This is a genomic window from Pseudochrobactrum lubricantis, from assembly GCF_041929865.1.
In the GTDB taxonomy this organism is placed as follows: domain Bacteria; phylum Pseudomonadota; class Alphaproteobacteria; order Rhizobiales; family Rhizobiaceae; genus Pseudochrobactrum; species Pseudochrobactrum saccharolyticum.
On sequence record NZ_JBHEEE010000017.1, the window covers coordinates 1 to 25,226 of the forward strand.

The 25,226-nt window shown below is 56.0% G+C and carries 23 protein-coding genes and 3 other annotated features; of the genes, 13 read left to right on the forward strand and 10 right to left on the reverse strand.

The window, feature by feature from the left end; translation table 11 throughout:
• Positions 1 to 237 precede the first annotated feature (237 nt).
• From JNC80_RS18795 to JNC80_RS18830, 8 genes are all read right to left on the reverse strand, one after another.
• On the reverse strand, positions 238 to 780 hold the full coding sequence (locus JNC80_RS18795) for an NYN domain-containing protein (protein ID WP_376711263.1): 543 nt from the start codon (positions 778 to 780) through the stop codon (positions 238 to 240).
• A 37-nt stretch (positions 781 to 817) separates the two neighbouring features.
• Positions 818 to 1,015 (reverse strand): TraR/DksA family transcriptional regulator, encoded by a 198-nt coding sequence (locus JNC80_RS18800; RefSeq protein ID WP_376711285.1) that lies wholly within the window; start codon positions 1,013 to 1,015, stop codon positions 818 to 820.
• A gap of 199 nt (positions 1,016 to 1,214) precedes the next feature.
• Positions 1,215 to 2,069 (reverse strand): universal stress protein, encoded by an 855-nt coding sequence (locus JNC80_RS18805; protein WP_376711264.1) that lies wholly within the window; start codon positions 2,067 to 2,069, stop codon positions 1,215 to 1,217.
• Between the two features lie 14 nt (positions 2,070 to 2,083).
• Positions 2,084 to 3,589 carry a SulP family inorganic anion transporter gene (locus tag JNC80_RS18810; protein ID WP_376711265.1) on the reverse strand — a complete coding sequence of 502 codons (1,506 nt, stop codon included), beginning with the start codon at positions 3,587 to 3,589 and terminating at the stop codon, positions 2,084 to 2,086.
• Positions 3,590 to 3,753: 164 nt separating this feature from the next.
• Positions 3,754 to 3,804: a sequence feature (sul1 is cis-regulatory element that is thought to sense ions involved in sulfur or methionine metabolism; They are found in Alphaproteobacteria), on the reverse strand.
• A gap of 78 nt (positions 3,805 to 3,882) precedes the next feature.
• Entirely contained in the window at positions 3,883 to 4,599 is a 717-nt protein-coding gene (locus JNC80_RS18815; protein WP_376711266.1) for a polyamine aminopropyltransferase, read from the reverse strand.
• Between the two features lie 191 nt (positions 4,600 to 4,790).
• Entirely contained in the window at positions 4,791 to 5,321 is a 531-nt protein-coding gene (locus JNC80_RS18820) for a macro domain-containing protein (RefSeq protein ID WP_376711267.1), read from the reverse strand.
• 518 nt (positions 5,322 to 5,839) lie between these two features.
• Positions 5,840 to 7,168, reverse strand: coding sequence for a citrate synthase (gltA, locus tag JNC80_RS18825; RefSeq protein WP_376711268.1), 1,329 nt, complete (start codon positions 7,166 to 7,168; stop codon positions 5,840 to 5,842).
• Positions 7,169 to 7,447: 279 nt separating this feature from the next.
• Positions 7,448 to 7,678 (reverse strand): DUF4170 domain-containing protein, encoded by a 231-nt coding sequence (locus tag JNC80_RS18830; RefSeq protein WP_376711269.1) that lies wholly within the window; start codon positions 7,676 to 7,678, stop codon positions 7,448 to 7,450.
• 263 nt (positions 7,679 to 7,941) lie between these two features.
• Positions 7,942 to 7,994 (forward strand) — a sequence feature (sul1 is cis-regulatory element that is thought to sense ions involved in sulfur or methionine metabolism; They are found in Alphaproteobacteria).
• Between the two features lie 208 nt (positions 7,995 to 8,202).
• Here JNC80_RS18830 and JNC80_RS18835 point away from each other — a divergent pair.
• The 10 genes from JNC80_RS18835 (at position 8,203) to JNC80_RS18880 (ending at position 17,574) form a co-directional block, all read left to right on the forward strand.
• Positions 8,203 to 9,459, forward strand: coding sequence for a cyclopropane fatty acid synthase (locus tag JNC80_RS18835; RefSeq protein WP_376711270.1), 1,257 nt, complete (start codon positions 8,203 to 8,205; stop codon positions 9,457 to 9,459).
• Between the two features lie 113 nt (positions 9,460 to 9,572).
• Entirely contained in the window at positions 9,573 to 11,039 is a 1,467-nt protein-coding gene (locus JNC80_RS18840; RefSeq protein ID WP_376711271.1) for a SulP family inorganic anion transporter, read from the forward strand.
• Between the two features lie 12 nt (positions 11,040 to 11,051).
• Positions 11,052 to 11,906, forward strand: a complete 855-nt coding sequence (locus JNC80_RS18845; protein WP_376711272.1) for a universal stress protein — start codon at positions 11,052 to 11,054, stop codon at positions 11,904 to 11,906.
• Positions 11,907 to 11,923: 17 nt separating this feature from the next.
• Positions 11,924 to 12,658: an RES family NAD+ phosphorylase gene (locus JNC80_RS18850; protein WP_376711273.1), complete on the forward strand. Its 735-nt coding sequence runs from the start codon at positions 11,924 to 11,926 to the stop codon at positions 12,656 to 12,658.
• Between the two features lie 56 nt (positions 12,659 to 12,714).
• Positions 12,715 to 13,305 (forward strand): hypothetical protein, encoded by a 591-nt coding sequence (locus JNC80_RS18855; RefSeq protein WP_376711274.1) that lies wholly within the window; start codon positions 12,715 to 12,717, stop codon positions 13,303 to 13,305.
• Between the two features lie 75 nt (positions 13,306 to 13,380).
• Positions 13,381 to 14,151 (forward strand): GGDEF domain-containing protein, encoded by a 771-nt coding sequence (locus JNC80_RS18860; protein WP_376711275.1) that lies wholly within the window; start codon positions 13,381 to 13,383, stop codon positions 14,149 to 14,151.
• Positions 14,152 to 14,368: 217 nt separating this feature from the next.
• The gene (locus JNC80_RS18865) at positions 14,369 to 14,683 is read left to right on the forward strand and encodes a hypothetical protein (RefSeq protein ID WP_376711276.1); all 315 of its coding nucleotides are present in this window, start codon (positions 14,369 to 14,371) and stop codon (positions 14,681 to 14,683) included.
• A 58-nt stretch (positions 14,684 to 14,741) separates the two neighbouring features.
• Positions 14,742 to 16,217 (forward strand): TCP-1/cpn60 chaperonin family protein, encoded by a 1,476-nt coding sequence (locus tag JNC80_RS18870; protein ID WP_376711277.1) that lies wholly within the window; start codon positions 14,742 to 14,744, stop codon positions 16,215 to 16,217.
• 14 nt (positions 16,218 to 16,231) lie between these two features.
• Positions 16,232 to 16,858: a hypothetical protein gene (locus tag JNC80_RS18875; RefSeq protein ID WP_376711278.1), complete on the forward strand. Its 627-nt coding sequence runs from the start codon at positions 16,232 to 16,234 to the stop codon at positions 16,856 to 16,858.
• Between the two features lie 221 nt (positions 16,859 to 17,079).
• Entirely contained in the window at positions 17,080 to 17,574 is a 495-nt protein-coding gene (locus JNC80_RS18880) for an NUDIX domain-containing protein (protein ID WP_376711279.1), read from the forward strand.
• 20 nt (positions 17,575 to 17,594) lie between these two features.
• Here JNC80_RS18880 and JNC80_RS18885 read toward each other — a convergent pair whose 3' ends face one another.
• Positions 17,595 to 19,667 (reverse strand): HelD family protein, encoded by a 2,073-nt coding sequence (locus JNC80_RS18885; protein WP_376711280.1) that lies wholly within the window; start codon positions 19,665 to 19,667, stop codon positions 17,595 to 17,597.
• A 600-nt stretch (positions 19,668 to 20,267) separates the two neighbouring features.
• Positions 20,268 to 21,593, reverse strand: a complete 1,326-nt coding sequence (locus tag JNC80_RS18890) for a D-alanyl-D-alanine carboxypeptidase (RefSeq protein ID WP_376711281.1) — start codon at positions 21,591 to 21,593, stop codon at positions 20,268 to 20,270.
• Positions 21,594 to 21,758: 165 nt separating this feature from the next.
• Positions 21,759 to 21,806 (forward strand) — a sequence feature (sul1 is cis-regulatory element that is thought to sense ions involved in sulfur or methionine metabolism; They are found in Alphaproteobacteria).
• A gap of 140 nt (positions 21,807 to 21,946) precedes the next feature.
• Here JNC80_RS18890 and JNC80_RS18895 point away from each other — a divergent pair.
• The 3 genes from JNC80_RS18895 to JNC80_RS18905 all read left to right on the forward strand — a co-directional run bounded on the left by JNC80_RS18895 (position 21,947) and on the right by JNC80_RS18905 (position 25,075).
• Complete coding sequence (locus tag JNC80_RS18895) at positions 21,947 to 22,486, forward strand: NYN domain-containing protein (RefSeq protein WP_376711282.1); 540 nt, start codon at positions 21,947 to 21,949, stop codon at positions 22,484 to 22,486.
• Between the two features lie 90 nt (positions 22,487 to 22,576).
• Positions 22,577 to 24,181 carry a peptide chain release factor 3 gene (locus JNC80_RS18900; protein ID WP_376711283.1) on the forward strand — a complete coding sequence of 535 codons (1,605 nt, stop codon included), beginning with the start codon at positions 22,577 to 22,579 and terminating at the stop codon, positions 24,179 to 24,181.
• A 69-nt stretch (positions 24,182 to 24,250) separates the two neighbouring features.
• Positions 24,251 to 25,075, forward strand: a complete 825-nt coding sequence (locus JNC80_RS18905; protein WP_376711284.1) for an MBL fold metallo-hydrolase — start codon at positions 24,251 to 24,253, stop codon at positions 25,073 to 25,075.
• The last annotated feature ends 151 nt before the right edge of the window (positions 25,076 to 25,226 follow it).

Below are 25,226 nucleotides of genomic sequence, written 5' to 3' on the forward strand. Positions count from 1 at the left end.
GAATCCTCCGCGCTGCATGACGTTCCCGCTCCGTTCGGTCTTAGCGTACGATTTCGAGCAGCTCTTGTTCTGACCCCCAGTTGAGGCTGGCGAAACCAATATAGGACCGGAACATTTCTCGTCATCCAAAGCGGTGTACGCCAGAGGCCAAAGACCGGGCGCTTCAAAACGTGGGGAGGGGATTGGACTTGCGATTGTAACAAGCTTTAGCAGGATACCAGACCCTACGGGGCTCCGTCACTCTTCCTCTGATGACTTTGAGCTTGATTTCTCTACCGCCAAGTCCGCAACCAAAGTTGCCAGGTCGACGAAAGTGTTCGCGGCTTCGATGAGGATCGACGGCGGCGCAATGGTGTCGGGAGCGTTGAGGGTCGAAACCAAGGTCACTTTGATGTCGTATTCCCGCAGCGCCTCGAACATGGGCACAAGCTTCGCGTCTGCCGCGACGATAATCACGTGGTCACCGGGTTCGGCCAGAAGGATTGCGTCGACGGCGATCTGGACGAGGTTGGTGCCATACCGCTCGCGTGGCTCACTCTTCTTATGGGTACGACCCCTGACGGAAAAACCGTTGTGTTCCAGCCAACCGAACAACGAGCGGAGACGCTCGGCTTCATTGTCATCACGGGCATCACGATAGTAGTTCGATTGGCTGATCGGCGATCCGCCGCTTGCAACCTGTGCCAGTTTTTTCAGATTAAGAGGCGTTTCAAATACCGACCGCAAGCGGTCATAGTGGCTTCCGTCAATCAGAAAGAGGGTCTGTTGTTCTCGCGACATGAATCGCTCCTTTTTTCCTTGCCAACGCTTGCACCAGCTAAGGCGCACAACGCACGCAGGCCTCGAATGTGGGGTCTATCTCCAGCCGTCGCACGGCAATCGGTTCCCCGCACCCAGCGCAATAGCCAAATTCGCCATCACGGATACGGATCAAGGCCCGTTCAATCGCAACTTTCCGGTGCTGGCGGCGGCGCGTGATATCCTGCGCCATGGCTTGGCTCTGCATTGCGTCCATGCGAGACAATCGCCCGACGCTCTGTTGGTCGAGCTCGACCGGAGCGCGGTATTCACTACTTTCGTCAATTAGCCGAACCGTCTCAACCAGTTCTTGTTCGAGACGATTCTTGAACATCTCGACGACATCGCGATCCTCGATAGTCTTAATGGTTCTCCTCCGGATAAGAGGGCGGACAAAGCGCCCGCCCGTCCTGATCTCAGCGGAAGATGACGACCGGCACCTTGCAGGATCGGATCATCTCCGTGGTGGTCGAGCCGATGAAGAGGGAGCGCAGCCGCGAATGGCTATAGGCACCCATGGCGAGAAGGTCGAAACCTTCCTTTTCCACCATGTCCGAGATCACCTTGTCGGCCGCGCCCTGCACGAGGGCGACTTCCGGCGCGTAACCTGCGGCCTTCAGGAGCACAGCCGCGTCATCGAGCTTCTTGCGATTGTCGGGCGTATCCGCACCGGCCATCACGACCTTGCAACTGAGACCGTCGAGGATCGGGCTGCGCGACACTTGGTCCACCGTCTTCATGGCCATTGTGCCGCCGTCATAGGCGATCAGCAGCTTGCCCACTGGCTTGAAGGCGCGCGAGGCAATGACGATTGCCTTATGGGTCGAGCGCACGACACGTTCCAGGTTGGATCCGAGATGGCCCTTGGCGAAGTCAGCGCCCTCGCCACGCTTGCCGATGACGACGATGTCGGCATTGGCCTCGAACTCCAGCACGGTGTCGACGAGATCGCCGTTGCGCAGCTTCGTCTCGACGTTTGCAACACCAGCCTCGTTGAACCGGGCCTTTGCTTCGTCCAGCAAAAGACGCCCTCGCTTGTGGGCGACCTTGGCCTTCTGCGCATCAAGTTCGGCCAGTTCCTCAAGAAGCGCAGTGCGGGCACCAAGCCCAATATTGCCACTGAGGTTGACCGGCTCAGAGGCGAGATCCCGCCTGCCGATGACGTGGAGGAGCTCCACGGTCACTTCGGCCTTTCCGGCTATCCAGGCAATGTGGTCGCATACGCTCTGGGCGTAAGGCGATCCGTCGATCAGTCCAAGTATTCTTGTCATTTTTTGATCCTCCCTCAGTGGCCCATCAGGCGTTCCATCGCGCCGGGCTTGTCATGGATGGCGAGCTTGTCGACGATGGTTTCGCTGGCCTGATTGAGGCCGATGATTTCCACATCGGCGCCTTCGCGACGGAACTTGAGCACGATCATGTCGAGTGCTGCGACGCTGGAAATATCCCAGATATGGGCGTGGGTGACGTCGATGGTGACCTTGTCGAGCGATTCCTTGAAGTCGAACGCCTTGTTGAAATCGTCGACTGACGCGAAGAACACCTGTCCTTCAACTGTGTAGGTACGATGTGCGCCATCAGCCGACAAAGCCGAGGTGATGCGAAAGATTTGGGATATCTTCCAGGCGAAGAATACGGCAGACAGCAGCACGCCGATCAGAACGCCAATGGCGAGATTGTGGGTGTAAACGACGCCTACTACGGTCGCCAGCATGACGATGGAAGACGAGCGGGGGTGATCCTTCAGGTTCTTGATCGAGGACCAGGAGAAGGTACCGATCGACACCATGATCATGATCGCCACCAGCGCTGCCATCGGGATCTGGCTGACGAGATCGCCGAGCACCAGGATCATGAACAGCAGGAAGACGCCGGCGCAGAATGTCGAGAGCCGTCCCCGGCCGCCTGATTTGACGTTGATGATCGACTGGCCGATCATCGCGCAACCCGCCATGCCGCCGATGAAGCCGGTTGCCGTGTTGGCGATGCCCTGGCCAATACATTCACGGTTCTTGTCGCTCGGAGTGTCGGTTAGATCATCAACGATCTGCGCCGTCATCAGAGATTCCAGAAGACCCACGGCTGCCACTGCCACGGAATACGGCAGGATGATCATCAGCGTTTCGAGGTTGAACGGGATCTGCGGAATGAGGAATATCGGCAAGGTGGAGGGCAACTCACCCATGTCGCCGACAGTGCGGATGTCGAAACCGAAACCGATCGACAAGGCCGTCAGAACGACGATGCAGACCAGTGGCGAAGGCACTGCCTTCGTCACGTATGGGAAGAGGTAGATGATCCCCAGGCCGGCCGCGACCAGGATGTAAGTGAGCATAGGAACGTTCGTCAGTTCCGGCAACTGCGCCATGAAGATCAGGATCGCCAGGGCATTGACGAAGCCTGTCATGACGGACTTCGACACGAAGCGCATGAGATAACCAAGGCGGAAGATGCCGGCAACGATCTGCAGAAGGCCAGCGAGCACGGTGGCTGCCAAGAGATATTGGAGGCCATGGTCACGCACCAGCGTAACCATGAGGACCGCGGTGGCGGCAGTGGCGGCCGAAATCATACCGGGACGACCGCCGACGAAGGCGATGAGGACGGCGATCGAGAAGGAGGCATAAAGGCCGACCTTCGGATCGACCCCGGCGATGATCGAAAACGCAATGGCCTCAGGAATGAGAGCCAATGCCACGACGAGACCTGCAAGCGCATCGCCTCTGATATTGCCGAACCATTCGGTTTTGAGGGTTCCTACGAAATCGCGATTCAAGGTTTTGGTCTCCATGCCGGCGACGCTGGGAGGAGGTCGATCCGGAGTTGATTTGGTTGATTATTCATGTCGCTAACACGGATAATGATCGCTTCGCAATGGACTGGGCCAAAAGTGGATTTATGGCTTAGAGAGTTCCGGCTGGAACTTTGGAAGACAGTAGCGATGCTGGATTTTGTGGGTTGCCGGGGGATAGGCGCCCGGAGAAGCCACCCGTGAACGGGTCCGTTGACTGCGGCAATATTGCGGCAAATCTATCCGAAATCAAGACAAAACCGTAGCGTCGTAATGGCGCCGCTGGCAGTCGATCAGACCTGGGCGATGTAAACGGCCTGTACAGCCTCATTTCCTTGTATGGGATTGTGGAACCGCACTTCCTCTGCGCGTGCCTGCGCAAACACTTGGCGCATGACCTGTGTGAAGCCTTCTTCCGGCGGTTCGTTGGACCAAAGCGCGAACACTCCACCTGGCTTCAGTTTGTCCAAAATCCCGGCGAGGCCATCGGCAGTGTAGAATTCAAGGTTGCTCGGATGGAGGACCTTGCTCGGCGAGTGATCGACGTCTAGCAAGATTGCATCGAAGCGGCGCGCTGGGTGTTCCTGATCAAATGACGCTCCCCTTTTCGCCATATCAAAGAAGTTGCCAGCGATGAGGCGGGTTCGTGGGTCGCCGGCCACCGAGCCGCTCAAAGGCAGCAGTCCCTCGACATGCCATTCAATTACTTCAGGGAGCGCGTCGATTACCAGTAGCGACCTGACCCGCGGATCCTTCAAAGTGGCCGCGGCTGTGAACCCAAGGCCAAGTCCGCCGACCACGACATCGAGATCCGAGCCGATGCCCGGTTCTTCCAGCGCGATGGTCGCCAGAGCCTTCTCGGATTCGGTGAACATGCTCGACATGAGAAAATCATCGCCGAGCTTGATCTCGTAGATTTCGCCGCCTGAGACAGGATCGATCCGCCATCGCAACGTCAGTGCCCCCAGAGGCGTCGGCCTGTAGTCCAGTTCCTTGAAAAAGCGGCTCATTGAGCTATCCTTTGTATATCCGTCATGGAACCTGGCACTCGCGTTAATATGGCGGGGTTGAATTCCGGTTTGTGTTGGGTATCATCATGGCCAAGGGATTTGCCTCCAGCGTTGACCACGGATGTACTGGCAACGGCGTTGAGGCGGATGAGGAAGGTCGGGCTAAGTCCCGGCCTTTTGCTTTTGTGGTTTCATACATTGGACGCGGCGAGTATCCAGTGATCCGAGGCGGCAGCTCTAATGAGATGCCGCGGCAGGGTATTTAGTTCCAGAGCACTCGACAATGCAAATCGGATAACTTTCAGGTTTCCGCCCCGGCGGGCGTGATCAATAACGACCTCAGCGGCAATCTCGGCGGCGTGCGCGACCGGTACTCTTGTGATCATTCCTTCGGTGAGGGGCAGCGCAACAGACCGGATAGCTTCCTGTTCGCAGAGCGCAAGCGCATTTTCAAGGCAGCACTTGAAGATCTCGGTGGCCAGATTGTCATCGACAGCCTCGGGTCCCCTTGCCACGATCCTGTGCCTGCCAGGAAAACCGGGCAACGGTTCCAGAACTGACTGGCCAGGACGAAGATCGACGGTGGGTGATTGCACCCCGTCGGTCGGATGCTCATGTGTTTCAGCAAGATAGTAAAAGAGCGCGTCGACGTCGCTTTGATTATCGACGTTGCTCTGCATGCACTCGATCGAAGTCTCTCCAACTGCGAGTTTCACGTTCATGTCCTCCCTTGGCTATTGCGAATATGGTGCCCTGCGACATGCGAATTTGCCCCGTTCTTTCGTCGCAGGTATTCGATCTTCTGCGAAAGCGCATGTTCGTCGAGATGCCGCGCGCCAGGAACAAGGCGCCTGATCTCCTGTAGCGTAATCTGCGGCTTCCCGATCAGAAGACGTGCGATCAACCTGTCCTCTTGCTGACTGAACTTTGATCCCATTGAATGGCCTCCCATTTTGCATGAGACCCGAGAGACGAGGAGCAACAATGAGGCATCAATCAGATGCCGGAGCATCTGTTGCTGAAACGGACGACCTCACGGTGCGCGCCGCTTCCGCCGCATGCGAACCAATCTCAAAAGGCCGTCCCCAATACTGGGTTGGGAACAGCGATACTTTAACCGGCCTACTCGAGTTTGTGTAGTAGAAATTGCAGCAATGTGAACTGCGCCATCCCGGAAGGCTCTGACGCTGGGCGGGATGACGAGGCGTTCGGTCTACCGAAGTCGTGTTCCCTCATCGGTCTAAGGCTGGCCCGTTCGCCGCATCCGGTCGTGGCTTGGCTTTCGTTGCGATACCGGAATGTAGTCGCGCTGTGGTGCGCCGGTGTAGAGCTGGCGCGGACGACCAATGCGCTGCTGCGGATCTTCGATCATTTCGTTCCACTGTGCAATCCAGCCAACGGTACGGGCAAGTGCAAACAGAACCGTGAACATGGTTGTGGGGAATCCGAGAGCCTTCAGCGTGATGCCGGAGTAGAAGTCAACGTTCGGGTAGAGCTTCTTCTCGACGAAGTAAGGATCGGACAGGGCGATCTTTTCAAGCTCAAGAGCAACCTGCATGATCGGGTCATCGCCATTGCCCGTTGCTTCAAGCACTTCATACATCGTCTTCTGCATGATCTTGGCGCGCGGGTCGTAGTTCTTGTAAACGCGGTGACCAAAGCCCATCAGGCGGAATGGATCGTTCTTGTCCTTGGCGCGGGCAATGTACTCAGGGATACGGTCAACAGAACCGATTTCGTTAAGCATGTTGAGCGCTGCTTCGTTGGCGCCGCCGTGAGCAGGGCCCCAGAGGCAGGCAATGCCAGCTGCGATACATGCGAACGGGTTTGCACCGGAGGAACCAGCCAGACGAACCGTCGAGGTCGACGCGTTCTGCTCATGGTCAGCGTGCAGGATGAAGATGCGATCCATGGCGCGGGCAAGAACAGGGTTTACCTTGTAATCTTCGCAAGGAACGGCAAAGCACATGTTCAGGAAGTTGGCGGCGTAATCAAGGTCGTTCTTCGGGTAAACGAAAGGCTGGCCAACGTGATACTTGTAAGCCATTGCCGCGATTGTCGGCATCTTGGCGATCATGCGAAGGCTTGCGACCATACGCTGGTGCGGATCGGTGATGTCCGTCGAGTCGTGATAGAAGGCGGAGAGCGCGCCGACCGTGCCGACCATGACGGCCATCGGGTGGGCGTCACGGCGATAGCCGGAGAAGAACTTGCTCATCTGCTCATGCACCATGGTATGGTGCGTGACGCGATAGTCGAAGTCCTTCTTCTGAGCTGCCGTCGGCAGTTCGCCGTAAAGAAGCAGGTAGCAGACTTCCAGGAAGTCGCCCTTTTCAGCAAGTTGTTCGATCGGGTAGCCGCGATGCAGCAGCGTGCCTTCGTCGCCGTCGATATAGGTGATCTTGGATTCGCAGGATGCCGTGGACGTAAAGCCCGGATCGTAGGTGAACGTACCCGTGTGCTTGTAAAGGGCGCCGATGTCGATGACGTCAGGGCCGATCGTGCCGGCCTTGACGCTCAGGTCGACCGTCTTGTCACCGAGTTTCAAAGTAGCGCTTTTGTCCGTCATGCTGATCCTTTTATGTTTGTTGGCGTAACGCTTATATTGCGGCACGACGAGCATGCCACGGGGATAAGAGCGCTTTCGCTCGTTGGATTAGACTGTCCCCGGGATCCCTTCGTGTTCTCGTCCTACGATTTTGGACTCTGGCCAATGTGCCTGCGAAGGCGGGTAACAGTTGCTCAGAGGGCCAGTTCGGGATCGTTGCCTTGCAGGCCGCTAGCCGCCGGTAGCAGGCCATGGAAATTTCGTTGATGTTCACCGCCTTGGCGGATCGTTTGCGGCTCATCAACCGGGTTCGAGAAGCCGATGCATGTGAACGATAAAATACCGCATGGCAGCATTATCGACAGTTTGCTGGGCTTTGGCACGCCATGCGGAAAGCGCCTCGGCGTAGTTCGGGAAAATTCCTACAATGTCGAGCTTGTCGAGATCCTTGAATTGCATTCCCTCGAGGCTCGTTAATTCACCACCAAAAACGAGATGCAGAAGTTGTTTCTCTTCAGAAATAACGGTCATTTCAATTCCTTTCAGGTTATCAATTGGAGGTGCCACTTGGACAACTGAACAGAATTATAAGTGGGTCGTTTGCCATGCGGCTTGAGCAAATGTCCAGCCTTACGACACCGTTTCTGTAGTTTAGTGCCCTCACTTTCGGGTGCCGCCGCACCCTCGTAGCTTGCTTGCCGGTAAGTGGGTGAGATCGAACTTCCTTGTTATGCGTTCATTGCATAGCAGATATGCCTTGCAATCTGCGCCATTCTGCCAAATAATGCCGTTATCACGGACCCGCCACGGCGGGTGGCTTCTCCGGGCGCCTATCCCCCGGCCACAAGTTCACTCCATACAGTCGTTTCGACTGCTTCGAGTCCCCGTTGGTTATTCCCATGGAAAATCTGCTCGCCTGAAACCCGTCTGTTGCGCTGGTCTTTTCGCCCGGCATGACGCTTATCGGTGTTCACGTTCAAACGGCGTATTCGTAACCCGAATATGCTGAGACACGCGCGTGCTTTCCATGGGGAACGACGTATTCAGGATATTGAATGTCATCGTTTTTCGATCGCTTTGTTACACAGCACATCAAGATCGGTCATCTGTCGATCATCTATCCCTCAGGCCGTCGCGCCACATTTGGGGATCGCACTGGCGAGCCCATCACGCTTCACATCAAGGACGCTGCCACACTCTGGTCATTGATGCTCAATCCCGAGCTCGCGTTCGGGGAAGCCTTCATGGACGGGAAGCTCGTCGTCGAAGAGGGCGATATCTACGCTTTTCTCGAACTGGTCTTCACGAATACCAGCGTCAATTCGCTGACCGGCCCGGCAAGGTTCCATCGCTGGCTTACGGGGCTGCGCAAGCGTTTCCACCAGCATAATCCGGTCGGGCGGGCGAAAGACAACGTGGCCCACCACTATGACCTCGACGGCTCCCTCTATCGACTGTTCCTCGATAGCGACAGCCAATATTCCTGTGCGTATTTCGAGGAGGCCGACAGTTCTTTGGAAGAAGCGCAACTTGCCAAGAAGCGCCACCTCGCGGCGAAACTCTTGATCGAGCCAGACCAGAAGGTCCTCGATATAGGCTCCGGTTGGGGTGGTCTGGGACTTTACCTGGCGGAGATGACCGGAGCTGAAGTCACCGGGGCCACGCTCTCGCAAGAGCAATTTGCAATCTCGAACCAAAGGGCACAGGAGCGCAATCTTGCCGCACAGGCGCGGTTTCACCTGAAGGACTATCGGCATCTTGAAGAGCAATTCGACCGGATCGTTTCCGTCGGGATGTTCGAGCATGTCGGCGTGGGCCATTATGACGAATTTTTCTCGAAGGCGCGGTCTCTCCTGAAGCCTGATGGTGTGATGGTGTTGCATTCGATCGGGGTCAGCGACGGGCCATCCCATACCAATCCGTGGATCCATAAGTACATTTTTCCCGGCGGATACATCCCGGCACTTTCAGAAGTGTTGCCTGTGATCGAGCGCCAGGGGCTCATTGTCTGCGATATCGAGATCCTGCGGCTGCACTATGCCGAGACCCTGAAAGCCTGGCGAGATCGGTTCATGGCACGACGCGAGGAAGCAGTCGGGCTTTACGACGAGCGGTTTGCCAGGATGTGGGAGTTCTATCTTGCCTCGTCGGAGTCGGCATTCCGTCACCAGGGCATGATGGTGTTTCAGATCCAACTTGCGCGAGAACAAACCGCCGTGCCGCTGCGTCGCGATTACATCCAGGAAGCCGAAAGCCTGCTTCGCGAAATGGAAGTGTCAACGGTCGCTCAGTCCAGCCGCGCCGCGGAATAACTGCACTTTGTATTCATTGTCGTCACCATTTGGCGGCCAACACCCACACGCCGCCCGCTTGCGAAAAGCGGATAAGGAGAAGTCCCATTTTGTCGAATGATACAATAACCCGAATGCGAACCGAATGGTTTGGCAACATCAGAGGCGATGCGCTTGCGGGCGTCGTCGTGGCACTGGCCCTCATTCCTGAGGCCATTGCATTTTCGATCATTGCCGGCGTCGATCCGAAGGTCGGCCTCTACGCCTCCTTCTCAATCGCCGTCCTCATCGCGTTTGTTGGCGGACGGCCTGGTATGATCTCAGCAGCAACCGCTGCAACGGCTGTTTTGATGATCACCTTGGCCAAGGAACATGGTGTCGAATATCTGCTGGCGGCAACCATTCTGGCGGGCATCCTTCAGATCATCGCCGGGATCTTCAAACTCGGTTACTTGATGCGTTTCGTGTCGAAGTCGGTGATGACCGGTTTCGTCAACGCGCTCGCCATCCTGATCTTCATGGCGCAGTTGCCGGAACTCACGAACGTTCCCATGCTCACCTACGTCCTCGTGGCTGGTGGTCTCGCGATCATCTATCTGCTTCCCTACCTCACCACCGCAATACCGTCGCCTCTCGTTTGCATTGTGGTTCTGACTGCGCTGTCGATCTGGTTCGGCTTCGACATCCGCACTGTCGGCGACATGGGCGAGCTGCCCTCGACCCTGCCGGTCTTCTTGTTGCCGCAGATTCCGCTGAACCTCGAAACCCTGATGATCATTCTGCCTTATTCCGTAGCGGTTGCCGTCGTGGGCCTGCTGGAATCGCTGATGACAGCGCAGATCGTCGATGATCTGACCGACACGCCGAGCGACAAGAACCGCGAATGCGTCGGCCAGGGCATTGCCAACACGGCCACCGGCTTTTTGGGCGGCATGGCGGGGTGCGCGATGATCGGCCAGTCAATGATCAACGTGAAGTCCGGAGGCCGTGGCCGCCTGTCCAGTTTTTGCGCCGGCGTCTTCCTGCTGTTCATGATCCTGGTGCTGGGCGAATGGGTCAGCCAGATCCCGATGGCAGCGCTGGTCGCCATCATGATCATGGTCTCGATCGGCACCTTCTCCTGGTCCTCGATCAAGAACCTCAAGGATCATCCGCGCTCGTCGTCGATCGTCATGATCGCGACCGTCATCGGCGTGGTCTACACCCACAACCTCGCCATCGGCGTGTTGATCGGCGTGTTGTTGTCTGCCGTCTTCTTTGCCTGGAAGATCTCGCAGATCTTCCGCATCACCTCGGCTCTGTCGGCGGACGGCGCACATCGCACCTACACCGTCGAAGGGCAGGTCTTCTTTGCCTCGGTCGACGATTTCAACAAGGCCTTCGACTTCAAGGAGGCTCTCGACAAGGTCACCATCGATGTCACCCACGCCCATATCTGGGATATCTCCAGCGTCGCGGCCCTCGACATGATCGTGCTGAAGTTCCGTCGTGAAGGCGCCGATGTCGAGATTATCGGCCTCAACCAGGCCAGCGAGACCATCGTCGACAAGCTCGCCATACATGACAAGCCCGGCGCTATGGAGCGCCTGATGGGCCATTAAGGGAGGAAAATAATGATAAAAATACTTGGATTGATCGACGGCTCCGCCTATGCCCAGAGCGTATGCGACCACATCGCCTGGATCGCAGGCAAGACCGACGTGACGGTGGAGCTCCTCCACGTCATCGGCAGGCGGGATCTCGCCTCTGAGCCCGTCAACCTCAGCGGCAATATCGGGCTCGGTGCCCGCACCGCACTTCTCGAAGAACTGGCCGAACTCGATGCGCAGAAGGCGAAGGTCGCCCACAAGCGTGGGCGTCTTTTGCTGGACGAGGCAAAGGCCCGGCTCAACGAGGCTGGCGTTGCCAATGTCGAGACGAAGCTGCGCAACGGCGATCTGGTCGACACCGTGTTGGAATTTGAAGCCAATGCCGACATCATCGTTATCGGCAAGCGGGGGGAGGGTGCCGACTTTGCCAAGGGCCATCTCGGCTCCAACCTGGAACGTGTCGTGCGCTCGACACACAAGGCGATCGTCATTGCCTCGCGCGCCTTCAAGCCGGTTGGCAAGCTGCTGATCGCCTATGACGGCGGCACCATGGCGATGAAGACGGTGGACCAGGTGTCCCGCAGCCCAATCCTTGACGGTCTAGGCTGCAAGGTGGTGATGGCAGGTGCGGACACGAGCGAGAACCGCAAGAAGCTCGATGATGCCGCTGTGATCCTCAAGGCCGCGGGCTATGCCCCGGAAGTCGCCCTTGTGCAGGGTGCGGCCGACAAGGTGATCTCGGACATGGTGGAAAAGGAAGGTTTCGACCTTCTCGCCATGGGCGCCTATAGCCATTCGCGGCTGCGCTCCCTCTTCATCGGCTCGACCACCACGGAGATGATCCGATCCTGCAAGGTGCCGGTGGTGCTGTTTCGCTAGGTGACAGGAGAAAGTCCATGAATGCGACCCGCTTCGAGGACGTCAACGCCTTCTGGCACTTTGAGAACGAGGTGACCCGCCAGTCGCGGTACGTGCGTTCAGCCAGGGCGGCGGGCTTTCTTGATGCGGTGGTTACCACCTGTCCTAAGCGCCTGAACACAATCAGCGTAGGGACTGTCTTCTGGCGAGCCCAGATCGGGCATCGCTGGACAGACGATGTGGCCGCCGGACGACGCATTCCATTGCCGCATCCCGAAGCACGTATGAAGCCATGGGATGACCGCGCCTACGAGGGGAGAGTGAACCCGAAAGGCATCCCAAGCCTGTATTTTGCTACCGATCGGGAAGCGGCGATGTCGGAAGTCCGGCCGGGCATAGGGTCTATCCTATCAGTGGCCCGTTTCGAAGCTCTTCGGGATCTCGTGGTCGTCGATTGCAGCCGTTTTGCGCAGCCGTTCAACGGCAAACATGCCGAGTTGGTGAGTGATGACGTCGAAAATCAGGTGTGGTCTCATATCGACTATGCCTTCTCCAGACCGGTGGTGCGCAGCGACAACACAGCTGGTTATGCTGCGACGCAGATACTGGCGGAGGTCTTCAAGACCGAAGGCTATGATGGAATAATCTACAAGACGGCATTCTCACAGGATGGCCACAACGTCGCGCTCTTTGACCTCAATTGTGCATCATTTCTCGACGCATCACTATTCCGGGTCCGTGAGGTTCAATTCACCTTCGAGGAGGCTCCATAGCTCGAATATCGGAAAGTGTTGGAAAGGGATGCAAATCAACCGGGAGGCGAGCAGCTATGAAAATCTATGAAATTGACCGGCTTCTTCTGCGGTGTTTCGTCTTTATGAGCGCGGTCAACGTCGTCGTATCACTTGTGCTGCTGCAGATGGGATCGACGACGAACAGTCAGGCGGGATCCGCCACGATCCTTCAGATCACGACGATGGTGTGTGTCTACGCGTTGATTGCAAGCGCCTATGGCGTTTCGGCAACTCGCGGCGCGGAACGCGTGTTTTCTGTCGTGCTTTGCATGATGTTTTTCGTGATGCTGAACATTGAAGCAAGATCGCAGTTTCTCGGATTTGGTATCGTGTCGGTCGGTGCCTTGGTCATTGTTGCCGCACTTGTTATTCTGATGGCTCGAGCTGACCCAAGCCAAACATCCTTGTGCGCTTCGCAGCTCCGCGACTTTGCCTTCAGTCGAAATTCGATCCTGTTTGCCGCTGCGCTGCTAATCTATATTCTCGCGAGGGTTACAAAGCAGACGGGAGATAACGCGCCAGAGAACGGGTGGTCCTGGTTGCTACACCAGGCGAGCCTCATGTCTGTAATGTTCCTGTTTCTCTACGCGGCTTGCCCTTACATCAAACGTCAAGCCGATCGTTAGGACTTTATCTTCGGCGTTATCGAAAGGTTAATTCCTTTCTTTCAGAATTTCTTGCGAAGCAATGGAGCCTCACTGTTGAGCACGAAGACGTTTCTGAAAACGGCGATCATGACCACAGGCTTTTCCGCTCTCTGCGGCTTGGCCGGCTGGCTCTGTTCCGGCCCTCGGTCTGCAGCATCCGAGTTCGGGCCCCATACCGGCCTCTTCGTGTCTGGTGTTACATTCGTCCTCTCTCCGCTTCTCATATTTCCTCTCGTAAGGAAAACGCACCTGCTTGTTCGTGCCCACCAAGATCTCGAAATCCTGGCCAACACAGACGCCTTGACCGGCGTTCCGAACCGACGTCATTTCTACGCGGCTTCAGAAGCAATCGTTGAAGGCGGCCAGGAAGGCTCGGAAATCGCGGCTGTGATGCTCGACATAGATGAATTCAAGGCGCTCAATGACACGCATGGCCACGCGACCGGTGATGCGGTTCTCAAAGCGGTGGCGAGCCGCCTGCGCGAACGGCTGGATACCGACGTTGATGACGCTGCGGCTTTTGGTCGTATCGGCGGAGAAGAATTTGCAATCATTCTGACGGGAAAGAGAGCCCTTGAGGCCACCCGTATCGCGCAGGATCTTGTAGAAGCCGTGCGAAGCTTGTCGATCGACAGACACGGCCGAACGCTTGCGGTCACTGTCTCCGCTGGAACTGTCGTTCAAAGGCTTCCCTGCAATCTTGATGCCCTAATCTCTCAAGCGGATGCGGCTCTTTACGCCGCGAAGTCGGCGGGCCGAGATCGCGTGCTTGCGGCGGACAATAATGTCTCAGCGGAAGAGGTCGCTGGACGCGCGGCAGCGTAAACAAGAGAAATTACTACACAAGGCAGATTTTCTCCGATACTGTGCAACTATCCCCTCTATCGATGGGACGATTATCTCCGCAGCACGACGCAGCGCACTATTATGCGCAAGCTTGGGCGTCTGTCGAGAGATGGAATTCGTCCACAGCTCCGTGCTGACGGTTTGCCTACCGGCAAACCGCTCTGCGTCGCGCCTGCACAACCTCGTGAGGAGCGACATGGATAGAACGAGCGAAACCTTTCAGGCATCACCCTTCCTTGAAAATCTTGCGGACGATGCGCTCAACCCCTTCGGTTCTGGGCCCGTGGTGGAATGCAATTCCCTGGAGCGGGCAGAACAGGCCTCAGCCGCGCCGCTTTCCTTCAAGTCCGGTACTTCGATGGAGACTGCGAAGAGCATTCATCGATACGCACGCATCTTCGGTGGTGGCAGCGTCAAGCTGGTTGACGATGAATTCGGCATGAGGCTCATCCTCATGGAGACACGCGATCGGAAACTGATGCTCGATCAATTCTCCGACTTTTTGAGCTGAACATCCCGCGCTCTGCGGGAGCAGTCGTGTGCAGCCGGGTTTGTAGACGGAGATGATTGTGAACAAGTCAGTAATCATGCACGGGCACGAAGCCCGCATGGGGATTCTTAAAGGCATGGAAAGCGCGCTCGAGGCGGCGCAAATGACATATGGTCCTTGTGGTTGGACCGTTGCCGTCGACTATCATGCGCCTCAGATTCGCAGCACAAAATGCGGTGCGAGGGTTCTTGAGTGTTTTGGCCTTTCAGATCCTTGTGAGGATGCAGGTGCCCATCTGCTGTGCCATGTCGCGCTGCAGGTGAAAAAACACGCAGGCGACGGCACGACATTGGCGTCGGTACTGGCCCATGCCATTGCAGCCGAGAGCTATCGTCAAAATGTCTTGGCAGGAAACCAAACGGAGGTTTACCGCGGAATCCGGATCGCTTCCCAGATGGCTGAAGAATTCATCATAAAACAGTCAAAGCCCTTGACCCGGCCGACCGAACTGCTCGCAGTTGCCCGTTCGGCCGCCGGTCTCGATGATGCTCTCGTCGACCTTTTTGTTAAGGCGTTTACGTGTGTTCAAGATCCATCTGCGGTTTTCCTGCAACCGTCGCAGACTTCTTCATGTCAGGTGATAGACGGACTGCTCCTAGACGCACATTCTCATGTTCGCTTCGATCACCCGTGCAATTCTGCCGTCTTGGTGAACCCCCACATTGTGATCTATCCCGGCGTACTGGAGACATGGGACCAGATCAACCACGACCTTAAGGAAGCCAAGGCATCCGATACGGACGTCCTTATAGCGGCGCAACGCGTTTGTCCTACGTTTCGAGCTACTATACCCGCTGAGCTTGATTCTCAAAGATTCCATTTCGTTTCATTGGCAATGTCGCGCCTCCCTTATGCAGTTGAAGAGCTACAAGAGAGCTTCCGAGCAAGTTCGCCACACTCCAGCCGGCGCTGCGTTATTACTAATGACAAGGTGTTCCTTGAGCTTCCCTATACAGATCAAGCGACTAAAGAGGTGGCGGAGCGAGTGACGCGGGCGGCCTTGATTTCGATTGGCGAGATCGGGGATAGCGCTTCATGCGAACGGATGGAGCGCGCGGCCCAATGTGCGGCCTCTGTTCGGGCCGCACTGGATCAAGGCTATGTGCCCGGCGGAGCGGCTATTCTGGTAGATGCCGCCGGTTGGCTCGGCTCTCAAACAGTTGATGATGCGACAACCACGATCGGGATCGAAATTCTACGACAAGCTTTGCTGGTGCCGGCACGAACCTTAATTGACAGCGCGGGCGAATTGGGCGCGCACGAAGTCCAGACAATGCTTGACCAACCCTCCGGCGGCCGCACGTTCGATCTACGCGAACGTCGTTTATGCCAGGCCGAAGAGGCAGGGATCCTGGATGCCACCGCTGTCGTGATCACGGCCCTCCGGGTTTCCTCTTCCGTAGCGGGGCTGATAGCGCTCACCGAAGTTCTGGTCAGCCAACTGGATGGAGGAGACCGGATTCGCAAATCGTCACAACGACACGCCCAACATTAGAAAAGGAGGATCAAATGAAAGCTTTGTTGAAGAAGAACCTGACAAGCCCTCAGTTGCGCGAGCGCACCGATATTGCTTTCGAACGATATCGCATCATAGCCGCTCAACAGGCAGGCTCTTTCAGAGGAATCGCCTATATCGGAACGGAGAAAGTCCTTTCCATCGAAGGGGATTCACAGGAGGCAGTTGTCGAAACACTGCAGACGATGCTGATGGACAGAGTGAAATCCTTGCGTGACAATCGGTGTTCGGGTCTACCGGGAGCAATGGAACTGTTCGAAGTGCTGATCTTTGCCGGCCAGCGCGATGTCGAACGACTGCAGCCAATCCTCAGATGCCATGCGAGTTTTGAAGACGGTATTGCCGACTTCAAAGGGATTGCTCACCGGCTGCGGGTTGGCGAAGCGTTCGTGGTGAACGCCTATGTTTCACTGGCACGAAAAATCTGCCAGACACTGGACTGTTCCCCCGAAGACTATAGTGTGCCTTCTGGGCTTACTCCCGTCTTGGCTGTTCTCAGGCCGTGCGAAGACGTGGCCGGCCAATTTGTTGGCTATGCCTTGCGGGATGCTTTTCTGGAGGCGCTCGAAATGTTGGAGAAGCGCCGACCGACCTTAAAACTGGCCGCTGTCCGCTCCTGAGAGGGGCATTATTCTCAAACGTTTGCGCTTTCATGCTCTGGCTCGTAGTCAATCGATCGGCATCCCCGCTAGCAACGGTGAAGACGAGACGCAGACTATAAGCCGAGACACTGAAAGAAGTCGTTTCGCGTTAACCCTTTCGGCAGATCACATCGGCCGATTAACGAGATCCTGAGCCGGTCTTGACAATGTCGCTAAAGGACCGGAAGGGAGGATTTCGTATGACATCGTTCGCAATCGTGGATGGTCGAAAACTGCGCCGAAAGGTACGCGCAATTGTTACTGACGAAGCCGGCAGCTATCTCTTGGTCCGTCCGCATGGCTATGATCCCGATTGTTGGACCTTACCTGGCGGCGGTGTAGAGGCTGGCGAGACGGCAGCACAGGCGGTGAGCCGAGAACTGCAAGAAGAACTTGGCCTCCCGGCAAAGCTGGCGGATCGGGCCAAGTCGTTGGGGCTGCGTTCAGAATTCTGCTACTCGCCGGAATACAAGGCCAAGCGAGCTCTTGATCATGATGGACAACTGGCAGAGCTGTTCCATTGTCAGCTGCCATTCGCCACATCCATTCACCGGCAGGCGGCGGAGATTGAAGCGATCGGTTGGTTCAGCCGCGAGGAAGCTATCGCTGCCTTCAAGGTACCGGCGCAGCGTGAGCTTTTTGAGCTGTGCCTCGACGGTCTCGCAGACAAAGGCGTCAAGCGCAGCGCAGCTTGAGCGTCTATGCCGGCGTCTGGTTATGTGGACGAGGCGCCTTTGGGCAGCAAGCCAGAAGCTTTGCGAAGTGCAAAGATCGTGAGCTTGTGCATGGCCCTGGTGCAGGCGACATAGAGTAGGTTGCGATCCATTTCGTCCTCATACTGCTCGGCACTGGCGTCGGGGATGATGACGCGATCGAACTCAAGCCCTTTTGCGAGATGGGCGGTGCAGATAACGACCCCAAGGGAAAAACCATGGCTATCGGCGTCAAGCAACGCCGCTTCGACCTGGTTCTGGTTCAGTGCCGTTTGAAGGGTTGAAGCTTCCTTCTGCGTTTTCGCTATGATTGCCAGGCTGCGATGATCGGATACGTGAAAATCCGCGACCTCAGTTGCAATTTCGGCAAGAAGTTGTTTTTTGTTGTCAGCAATTACGACCCTTGGATTTTCGCCGTGGCGCCGCATCGGCACAAGCTCCTCATTCGGGGAGATGCCTAGAGCGAAGCGCATTATCTCGTAGGACGAGCGATAGCTCTTCGTCAGTTTCACCGGAGGCGCGGTCTTGAGAACCTTCTGAATATCAGCGGCGGTTGACGAGCCAAATGGGCTGACGGATTGAGAAGCGTCTCCGAGAATCGTTTTACGACAGGGAAACAGCTTGCCGAGTACGGCGTATTGAACGGGTGTATAATCCTGCATCTCATCTATGAGCAAATGCTTGACGTCTTTGCGGGGATTGTCGATGCCTTCCAGCTTCATCTTCAACCACAGCAACGGGAAGACGTCTGACCACTCGAGCTTGCTGGCGGACGGTCGAAATAGCTCGGGCTTGCCAAGCCAGTCGTAAAAGCCTTTGTAGGCGGCGCGCAATCCGGTCGGTCGTACCATCGCCTTCACAGTCGAGCGCAAGTCCTGCCGCTGGTGAGTGTCCAATTCTACCCTGTAGTGCTGGAAGACCTTATGCTGCGTCGTCGCCACCACCTCTGCAATGCGCCTTCCAACAGGTAGCCCGCGATGCTTGTCCCAAGCCTCACGGAAGTGCCATTCAGGGACGATCTTGCCGAGGCCGGGCCGCCACTCGGCTGCCTGGAACGAGCTTTCTTCCAAATGGTCGACATACTCATTGATCTTCTTCAGCAGGCCGAGCTGCGCCTTGGCACGGATGCGCTTCCTCAGATCTTCGTTCTTCCTGTCGAGCAGCCTGGAGGCCTGGTCGAAGAATGTCTCAAAGCGAAATTTGCCGGCAAGCAGCTCGTCAGCCAAGGCTTCCATGCCGATCTCGCCCACCTTCTCCTCGCCGAGTTCTGGAAGCACATTGCCAATGTAGTCGGCAAATACACGGTTTGGCGATATGATCAGCATGTCGTCGGAGGTCAACGAGTCCTTGAAGCGGTACAAGAGGAACGCGATCCGGTGGAGTGCTATTGATGTCTTTCCCGAGCCGGCGACGCCCTGGATGATCAGCGTGTGCGCCTCCCCATCGCGAATGATCGCGTTCTGGTCGCGCTGGATCGTGGCGACAATCTGCTTCATGCCCTCGTCAGAAGAACGGCTGAGCTCTTCCTGCAGCAGGTCATCGACGATATTCACCGCCGAATCCAGCATGAACTCCAATTCACCGTCCCTGATCCGGAACTGTCGCTTGAGCTCAATCGACCCGGCGATTTCGCCTGACGGCGCGGCATAGCGCGCAGGGCCGGTCTCGAAGTCGTAGTAGAGGGAAGAGATCGGCGCACGCCAGTCGTAGACCATCGTCTCTCCGCTCTCCTCGTCGCGGAAATCATGCACGCCAATATATATTGCTTGCGCTAAATTTCGGTCCATGCGCGTAAAATCAAGGCGCCCGAAATATGGCGAATCTTGCAGTTTCTGGAGCTTGGACCGGCGATCCCGCAGCAATTCGGCCGAACGCGTTTTTTGGTCGATCGTCTGACGCATGGCGATCTTGTCGATATGGTCAAGGTCGCGGCGTGCTTCCCACATATACTCATTGGTCTCGCGGATGTCTTTCGCCGACGAACTCAGGCGTGAGCTGATCACTTGAAGGTTTTCGGTGATACGGTCGCGGCATGCTTGCAGGCGCTCTCGTTCTTCTCGTTCTACTTCGGTCATGTTTTCAGTCGATCATCCATCGTGAGTTTCGATGTGTCCGGCAACCCGATGCCGAGTTTCTGCTCGGGAAGGCCAAAGACGGACATCCGGCTAGCGCCACCTAACCGTGAATGTCGCCGGGAAGACCTGGGCACGCGACCAATAGTCTTGTGAATCGCAACGCAGTTGGCCCAACGCCAAAAGCGGGCCCGAGCCCCCTCAATCCGGTGATGCAGTCCGTCTCTTGCCGGCTTGGCGGCGAAATTCAGAAGAACAAATACGCGAACGCTGGGACATGGACAAGTTTGACGACGAGGTGCGAGAAAGCCAAGCGCGGCGTAGGCTGATCTATACGGCGCCACGCAACCAGGCCTTTTATCCTCGGGAGTTTCAGCCGCTGTAGACGGCAACTGAACGACATAAGCGTAAACACTGGACCTAAAGGTCCTGGAGGAGCGGCAGTGAGTTCCTCCTGGTGAGTAGCGCGTGGCACCCAACGATCCGCGAACGCGCTCTCTCAGTTCGCGGATTTCGTTGTCATCCACTTCGATGACAACGTGTTTTCCTAGGGAAGGGCCGCCATACAAGGAAGGCGACTTTGGCAAAGCTCGGAAGCAATCGTCAACGGGTTGCCCAGCATGCAAATCCGTGTTGCTTGAGAGCACTGCAGGTATGCCAAGCAGTTTCTCTGTCTGCGAAGCCCACGAATCGGGCTCGATACACCACATTTGATCCATCGGAATATTCTACGGCAAGAGGTTCCACAGACGCTGGGAAATTTCCGTATTTATTCCTTGCTTGTTCAAGTATCTCCAAAGCGCCGGTACGATCTGGCACCGCTGCGATCTGAATAGCCCAGTTTCCTGCACGGCTGTCAGCCCCGACGGATCCGGTGGTTACCGGGTCAGCATGCATTGTTGATGCGAGCGCGACAGTGCTTGCGCCGGTGTCGATAGGGCGGAAGCCAGGCACAGGTGCTATCTTTGTGGTGTCACCGGCAAGCGCGATTGCCATCGAGTCCCGAACTCGCTGGCCGTCATTCTTTTGCATTGACCTGCTGGCAAGTGGAAGATGTCGCTGGAGCAATGCGCGCATATGGGCGTCGCGGCTTGCCGCTGTTCGACCGCCAAGGACCACGGCGACGACTGATCGCCCGTCCCGCTTGACGGATGTGACCAGGTTGAAACCGGAGGCGTTGATGAACCCCGTTTTGATGCCGTCGACGCCTTCAACACTGCCGACGAGCCTGTTGTGACTGCGAAGAGTGGTTTTTCCAAAACGGTATGATCTCGTTTCGAAGATGTCGTAGTGATGGGGAAACTGCGCGCGAAGCGCTATACCCAGACGGGCCATGTCGGCAGCCGTCGTCACCTGCCGGGAGTCTGGCAGCCCATGTGCGTTTTGGAACGTTGTACTGTTCATGCCCAAGGCGCGCGCCTTGCCGGTCGCCATCTTGGCGAACCCGGCTTCCGAACCTCCGAGAAACTCTCCCAGGGCGGTGGCTGCATCGTTGGCTGATTTCGTGACGAGGGCATACATCGCGTCTTCGACTGTGATCGTTGCGCCGGCTTGCAAACCCAGTTTCGATGGGGGCTCGGACGCCGCATGGGATGACACCTTGATGCGCGTGTTTTTCTGGAACCTGCCGGCGTCGAGGCCTTCAAAAGTTAGATAGAGCGTCATCATCTTTGTCAGTGACGCCGGATATCTCCGCGCATTGGCATTCTCGGCGTAAAGCACTTCGCCCGTGTTCACGTCGATGACATATCCCGCGTATTTTGCGTTGGCGACTGCCGATGTTGGCATCGTGGCTGCGGTGAGCCAACCCACAAGAACGATGGATCCCACCCGCCTTAAACGGTCCGTGACCTTCAGGCGCCGGGTAAACAAATCCATCGCAGCCATAAACGACCTCCACTCTCGCTGATTGATTGAATCGGCGACCATGTCGGCCCCGCACCCCGACGCTAGGGGGCAAAAGCTTGCATTTTAATTAACGCAGATCAGGTTTTGGGCTCCGCCACGGTGATCATGCCAACTGGACACCGTAGCCAACATGCTGCATAATTCCTTGTGTAAGCCTTCACTGTTCCTGTCGAAGGCGACACGAAGTCTGGACCCCTGTGGTGGCTATGTCGGGCGCCTATCCCTCGACCAACATGAACTAGTCTGTAGCCCCGCCTTGTCAGTACATTCGACGACGATCCCCTGGCAAGTATCGAGCCGAGCTCGAGGTGTTTCGGTGGTGCCAAGTATCTGGCTCCGTCCTGCAGATGTGGTGCTGACGAACGGAGGTACGTTTGCGGCAGATTATTCCCTCCCAAAAATGCTGTGTTTTAATCGACGGTGGCTACGTCGACCGCTTATCGAAGTCAGCTCGATTTGATTTCATCAAATTTGTCGAGTTTCTACGCTCGAAATATCAGTTGGTAAATGTAGTATATTTCAGCGTCGTTCCTTTTTACAACGATGTCTTTCCTAAGAGAAAGCTTCTCGATTGGCTTTCTTACAATGGTTTTATTGTTAAGGAAAAAGCCACAAAAAAGAAAAATATTGATTCCTATCATGATCTAGAGGGCAGTGTATCTCTGGATATTGTCCTGCACGCATTTGAAGCTTGCGAACATACGGATGGGTTCGTTTTCGTGACAGATGACCCGGATATGTGCGCCGCGATTTTTGCTTTACAGCGAAAAAACAAGTGGATTGCCCTTGTGGGAGCCGAACTTCGTTCAGGCATCAGACTCTCCGACGATCTTCGTCGAGCCGCTGATGTTTGTCTCTCTCTCAGCGCCATCTCTGCTCATCATTCTACGGTCGAAGCGACAACGGATGCGTAAGCTCGCGTCACCGCTTTCGCCTCCATAAGTTCTGGTTCATCGAACGGCGAAGCATGGGGAGACGATGAAGCTCTAGTATGAGGTGAGCGTATGGAAAATCGATCTGAACACATGGAACGACCACAGGAGACAATAGACACGTGCTCTTACAAAGGTCGGCGCACATTCGCCATCATCTCGCACCCAGATGCTGGCAAGACGACTCTGACAGAAAAACTGCTGCTCGAGAGTGGCTCAATCCGGCTCGCCGGAGAAGTTAAAGCCCGCGGCGACCGGCGTCGCACAAGATCCGACTGGATGGAGATTGAGCAAAAGCGGGGCATATCCATTTCAAGCTCTGTGATGACATTTGAGCATGAGGGGCTGACTCTAAACCTGTTGGATACCCCTGGTCACTCGGACTTCAGCGAAGACACTTTTCGAACGCTGACTGCGGTTGATTCAGCAATCATGGTCCTGGATGCTGCGAAGGGTATCGAGAGCCAAACGCTGAAGCTCTTCGAAGTCTGTCGATTGCGGAACATTCCGATCATGACGTTCATCAACAAAGTGGACCGCGAAGGGCTTGAGCCCTTGGAACTTCTGGATGAGATCATGGAAAAACTGGCTTTGGATGTATCTCCAATGGCTTGGCCTGTCGGAATGGGTGTCGATTTTCAAGGCGTGATGGACTTGGCAGGCGACCGGTTTCTCTACCCAGGCGGCAATATTCGAGAGGTCCGCTTGGATGAGGCACGCGCCTTGGAGCTGCCGGAACATGTGCTTGCCCCTTCTCTCGAAGCACTCGAAATCGCTCGCATCACCTTGCCACCCTTCGAACCGGAGCTTTACCGAGACGGGCAATTGACCCCCGTCTTCTTCGGCTCGGCACTGCGGAATATAGGTGTACGCGAATTGCTCGACGCTTTGACGGCTTACGCACCTTCACCGGTGCCGCAGGCTGCGGACCCGTCGCCCATACGTCCGGATGCCCCCGATGTTTCAGGCTTTGTATTCAAAGTTCAGGCGAACATGGACCCCAATCATCGCGACAGGATTGCCTTTGTTCGCTTGTGCTCGGGTCGCTTCACTCGCGGCATGAAACTGAAAAACATCCGCAGTGGCCGAGAGCTGAAGGTGGCAAACCCGATGTTCTTCTTTGCCCGTGATCGAGAGCTGGCAGAGGAGGCCGTGGCAGGTGACATCATCGGGATCCCTAATCACGGAACACTCAGCGTCGGTGATACTCTGACGGAGGGCCGCGAGCTTACGGTAACCGGCATCCCGAATTTCGCGCCCGAGATTATCAGGAGAATAAGGATCACCGACACATCCAAGTTGAAGCAACTGGCCAAGGCCTTGGACGATTTATCGGAGGAAGGCGTCATTCAGGTGTTTCGCCCGCTATATGGGGCAAGTTGGTTTGTCGGAGCAGTTGGTGCGTTGCAGTTCGACGTTCTGACTGCAAGAGCCCACGCCGAATATGGCGTGGAAATATCCTTGGAGGCTTCGCCATACGAAACTGCCCGCTGGGTATCAGCCATCAGCAAGGAGAGGATGAGAGACTTTCTTGATGCTGAACGCTCGTATATCGCGGAGGATCGAGCTGGCAACGCGGTCTATTTTGCTCGGAATGAATGGGAGTTGTCGCGAACGCAACGAGATTGGCCAGACATTATGTTCTCAGCGACCCGGGAACGGGGTGCGCTAGAATGATACGATTTAGCGGGTATTCAAGTTTGCCGAAACGTCGCTGCCACTATCAATTGCAATGAAGGCGTGGAAATGAGAACTACGCGCGTGTTTACTATACTCGGTTGCGGCTCATCACCAGGGGTGCCGCGGATTGATGGCGATTGGGGAGCCTGCGATCCGGCAAATCCAAGAAATCGTCGCAGCCGTGCCGCGCTGTTGGTTCAGCAAATCGCACCCAACGGCGGAACGACAACTGTCGTCATAGACACGGGACCTGATTTTCGTGAACAGATGATCGCTGCAAAAGTTCAAAAGATAGACGCCGTTTTCTACACGCATCCACATGCCGATCATATCCACGGCATCGATGATCTACGGGGATACGTTCAACACAATGGGTGCCGAACGCCGATTTGGGGTGACGCACCAACGATAGAGCGGATCCAAGATGGGTTCCGGTATTGTCTGGAGACGCCCGCGGGCAGTCAGTATCCGCCAATCGTTGAAGCAAACATTATTGATCCGTCTCTGTCACCCGTCGTCATCACAGGTGCCGGCGGATCTGTCGCATTTGAGCCGTTGCTTCAGCACCATGGGAACATCATGTCATTGGGCTTTAAAATAGGCAATTTTGCCTATTGCAGTGACGTCAGTGATTTTCCGCCGGAGAGCATCAATAAGTTGTTCCATCTGGATGCGCTGGTCATTGACGCCTTGCAATACAAGCGCCACCCAAGTCATCTGTCTCTAGAACAATCGCTCCGTTGGATTCAACGATTGAGACCTGAACGAGCAGTTCTAACACACATGCATGTGCCTCTGGACTACGACGTGCTGATGCAGGAAACGCCGGCGCATGTCGAACCGGGATATGATGGAATGCAGCTGAGCTTTGATGTGGGAAATGGGCTCTGATGCGCCGGAGTTCTGCGGCGTATGATCCAGATTTTTCAGACAAGTTCCATAATTTATCTTATGCAACTTTTCATTATAACAGCTATATAGAGATGCGACACTTGGGCAAATTAGAGATGCGACAGATTTTGCAGCTCATGCCCTGTTCAAA

Bases quoted from the DNA above. Each gene is read 5' to 3' on its own strand.
- JNC80_RS18795 (WP_376711263.1), bottom strand. From the start codon at position 780: ATGTCGCGAGAACAACAGACCCTCTTTCTGATTGACGGAAGCCACTAT.
- JNC80_RS18800 (WP_376711285.1), bottom strand. From the start codon at position 1,015: ATGGACGCAATGCAGAGCCAAGCCATGGCGCAGGATATCACGCGCCGC.
- JNC80_RS18805 (WP_376711264.1), bottom strand. From the start codon at position 2,069: ATGACAAGAATACTTGGACTGATCGACGGATCGCCTTACGCCCAGAGC.
- JNC80_RS18810 (WP_376711265.1), bottom strand. From the start codon at position 3,589: ATGGAGACCAAAACCTTGAATCGCGATTTCGTAGGAACCCTCAAAACC.
- JNC80_RS18815 (WP_376711266.1), bottom strand. From the start codon at position 4,599: ATGAGCCGCTTTTTCAAGGAACTGGACTACAGGCCGACGCCTCTGGGG.
- JNC80_RS18820 (WP_376711267.1), bottom strand. From the start codon at position 5,321: ATGAACGTGAAACTCGCAGTTGGAGAGACTTCGATCGAGTGCATGCAG.
- gltA (WP_376711268.1), bottom strand. From the start codon at position 7,168: ATGACGGACAAAAGCGCTACTTTGAAACTCGGTGACAAGACGGTCGAC.
- JNC80_RS18830 (WP_376711269.1), bottom strand. From the start codon at position 7,678: ATGACCGTTATTTCTGAAGAGAAACAACTTCTGCATCTCGTTTTTGGT.
- JNC80_RS18835 (WP_376711270.1), top strand. From the start codon at position 8,203: ATGTCATCGTTTTTCGATCGCTTTGTTACACAGCACATCAAGATCGGT.
- JNC80_RS18840 (WP_376711271.1), top strand. From the start codon at position 9,573: ATGCGAACCGAATGGTTTGGCAACATCAGAGGCGATGCGCTTGCGGGC.
- JNC80_RS18845 (WP_376711272.1), top strand. From the start codon at position 11,052: ATGATAAAAATACTTGGATTGATCGACGGCTCCGCCTATGCCCAGAGC.
- JNC80_RS18850 (WP_376711273.1), top strand. From the start codon at position 11,924: ATGAATGCGACCCGCTTCGAGGACGTCAACGCCTTCTGGCACTTTGAG.
- JNC80_RS18855 (WP_376711274.1), top strand. From the start codon at position 12,715: ATGAAAATCTATGAAATTGACCGGCTTCTTCTGCGGTGTTTCGTCTTT.
- JNC80_RS18865 (WP_376711276.1), top strand. From the start codon at position 14,369: ATGGATAGAACGAGCGAAACCTTTCAGGCATCACCCTTCCTTGAAAAT.
- JNC80_RS18875 (WP_376711278.1), top strand. From the start codon at position 16,232: ATGAAAGCTTTGTTGAAGAAGAACCTGACAAGCCCTCAGTTGCGCGAG.
- JNC80_RS18880 (WP_376711279.1), top strand. From the start codon at position 17,080: ATGACATCGTTCGCAATCGTGGATGGTCGAAAACTGCGCCGAAAGGTA.
- JNC80_RS18885 (WP_376711280.1), bottom strand. From the start codon at position 19,667: ATGACCGAAGTAGAACGAGAAGAACGAGAGCGCCTGCAAGCATGCCGC.
- JNC80_RS18890 (WP_376711281.1), bottom strand. From the start codon at position 21,593: ATGGTCGCCGATTCAATCAATCAGCGAGAGTGGAGGTCGTTTATGGCT.
- JNC80_RS18900 (WP_376711283.1), top strand. From the start codon at position 22,577: ATGGAAAATCGATCTGAACACATGGAACGACCACAGGAGACAATAGAC.
- JNC80_RS18905 (WP_376711284.1), top strand. From the start codon at position 24,251: ATGAGAACTACGCGCGTGTTTACTATACTCGGTTGCGGCTCATCACCA.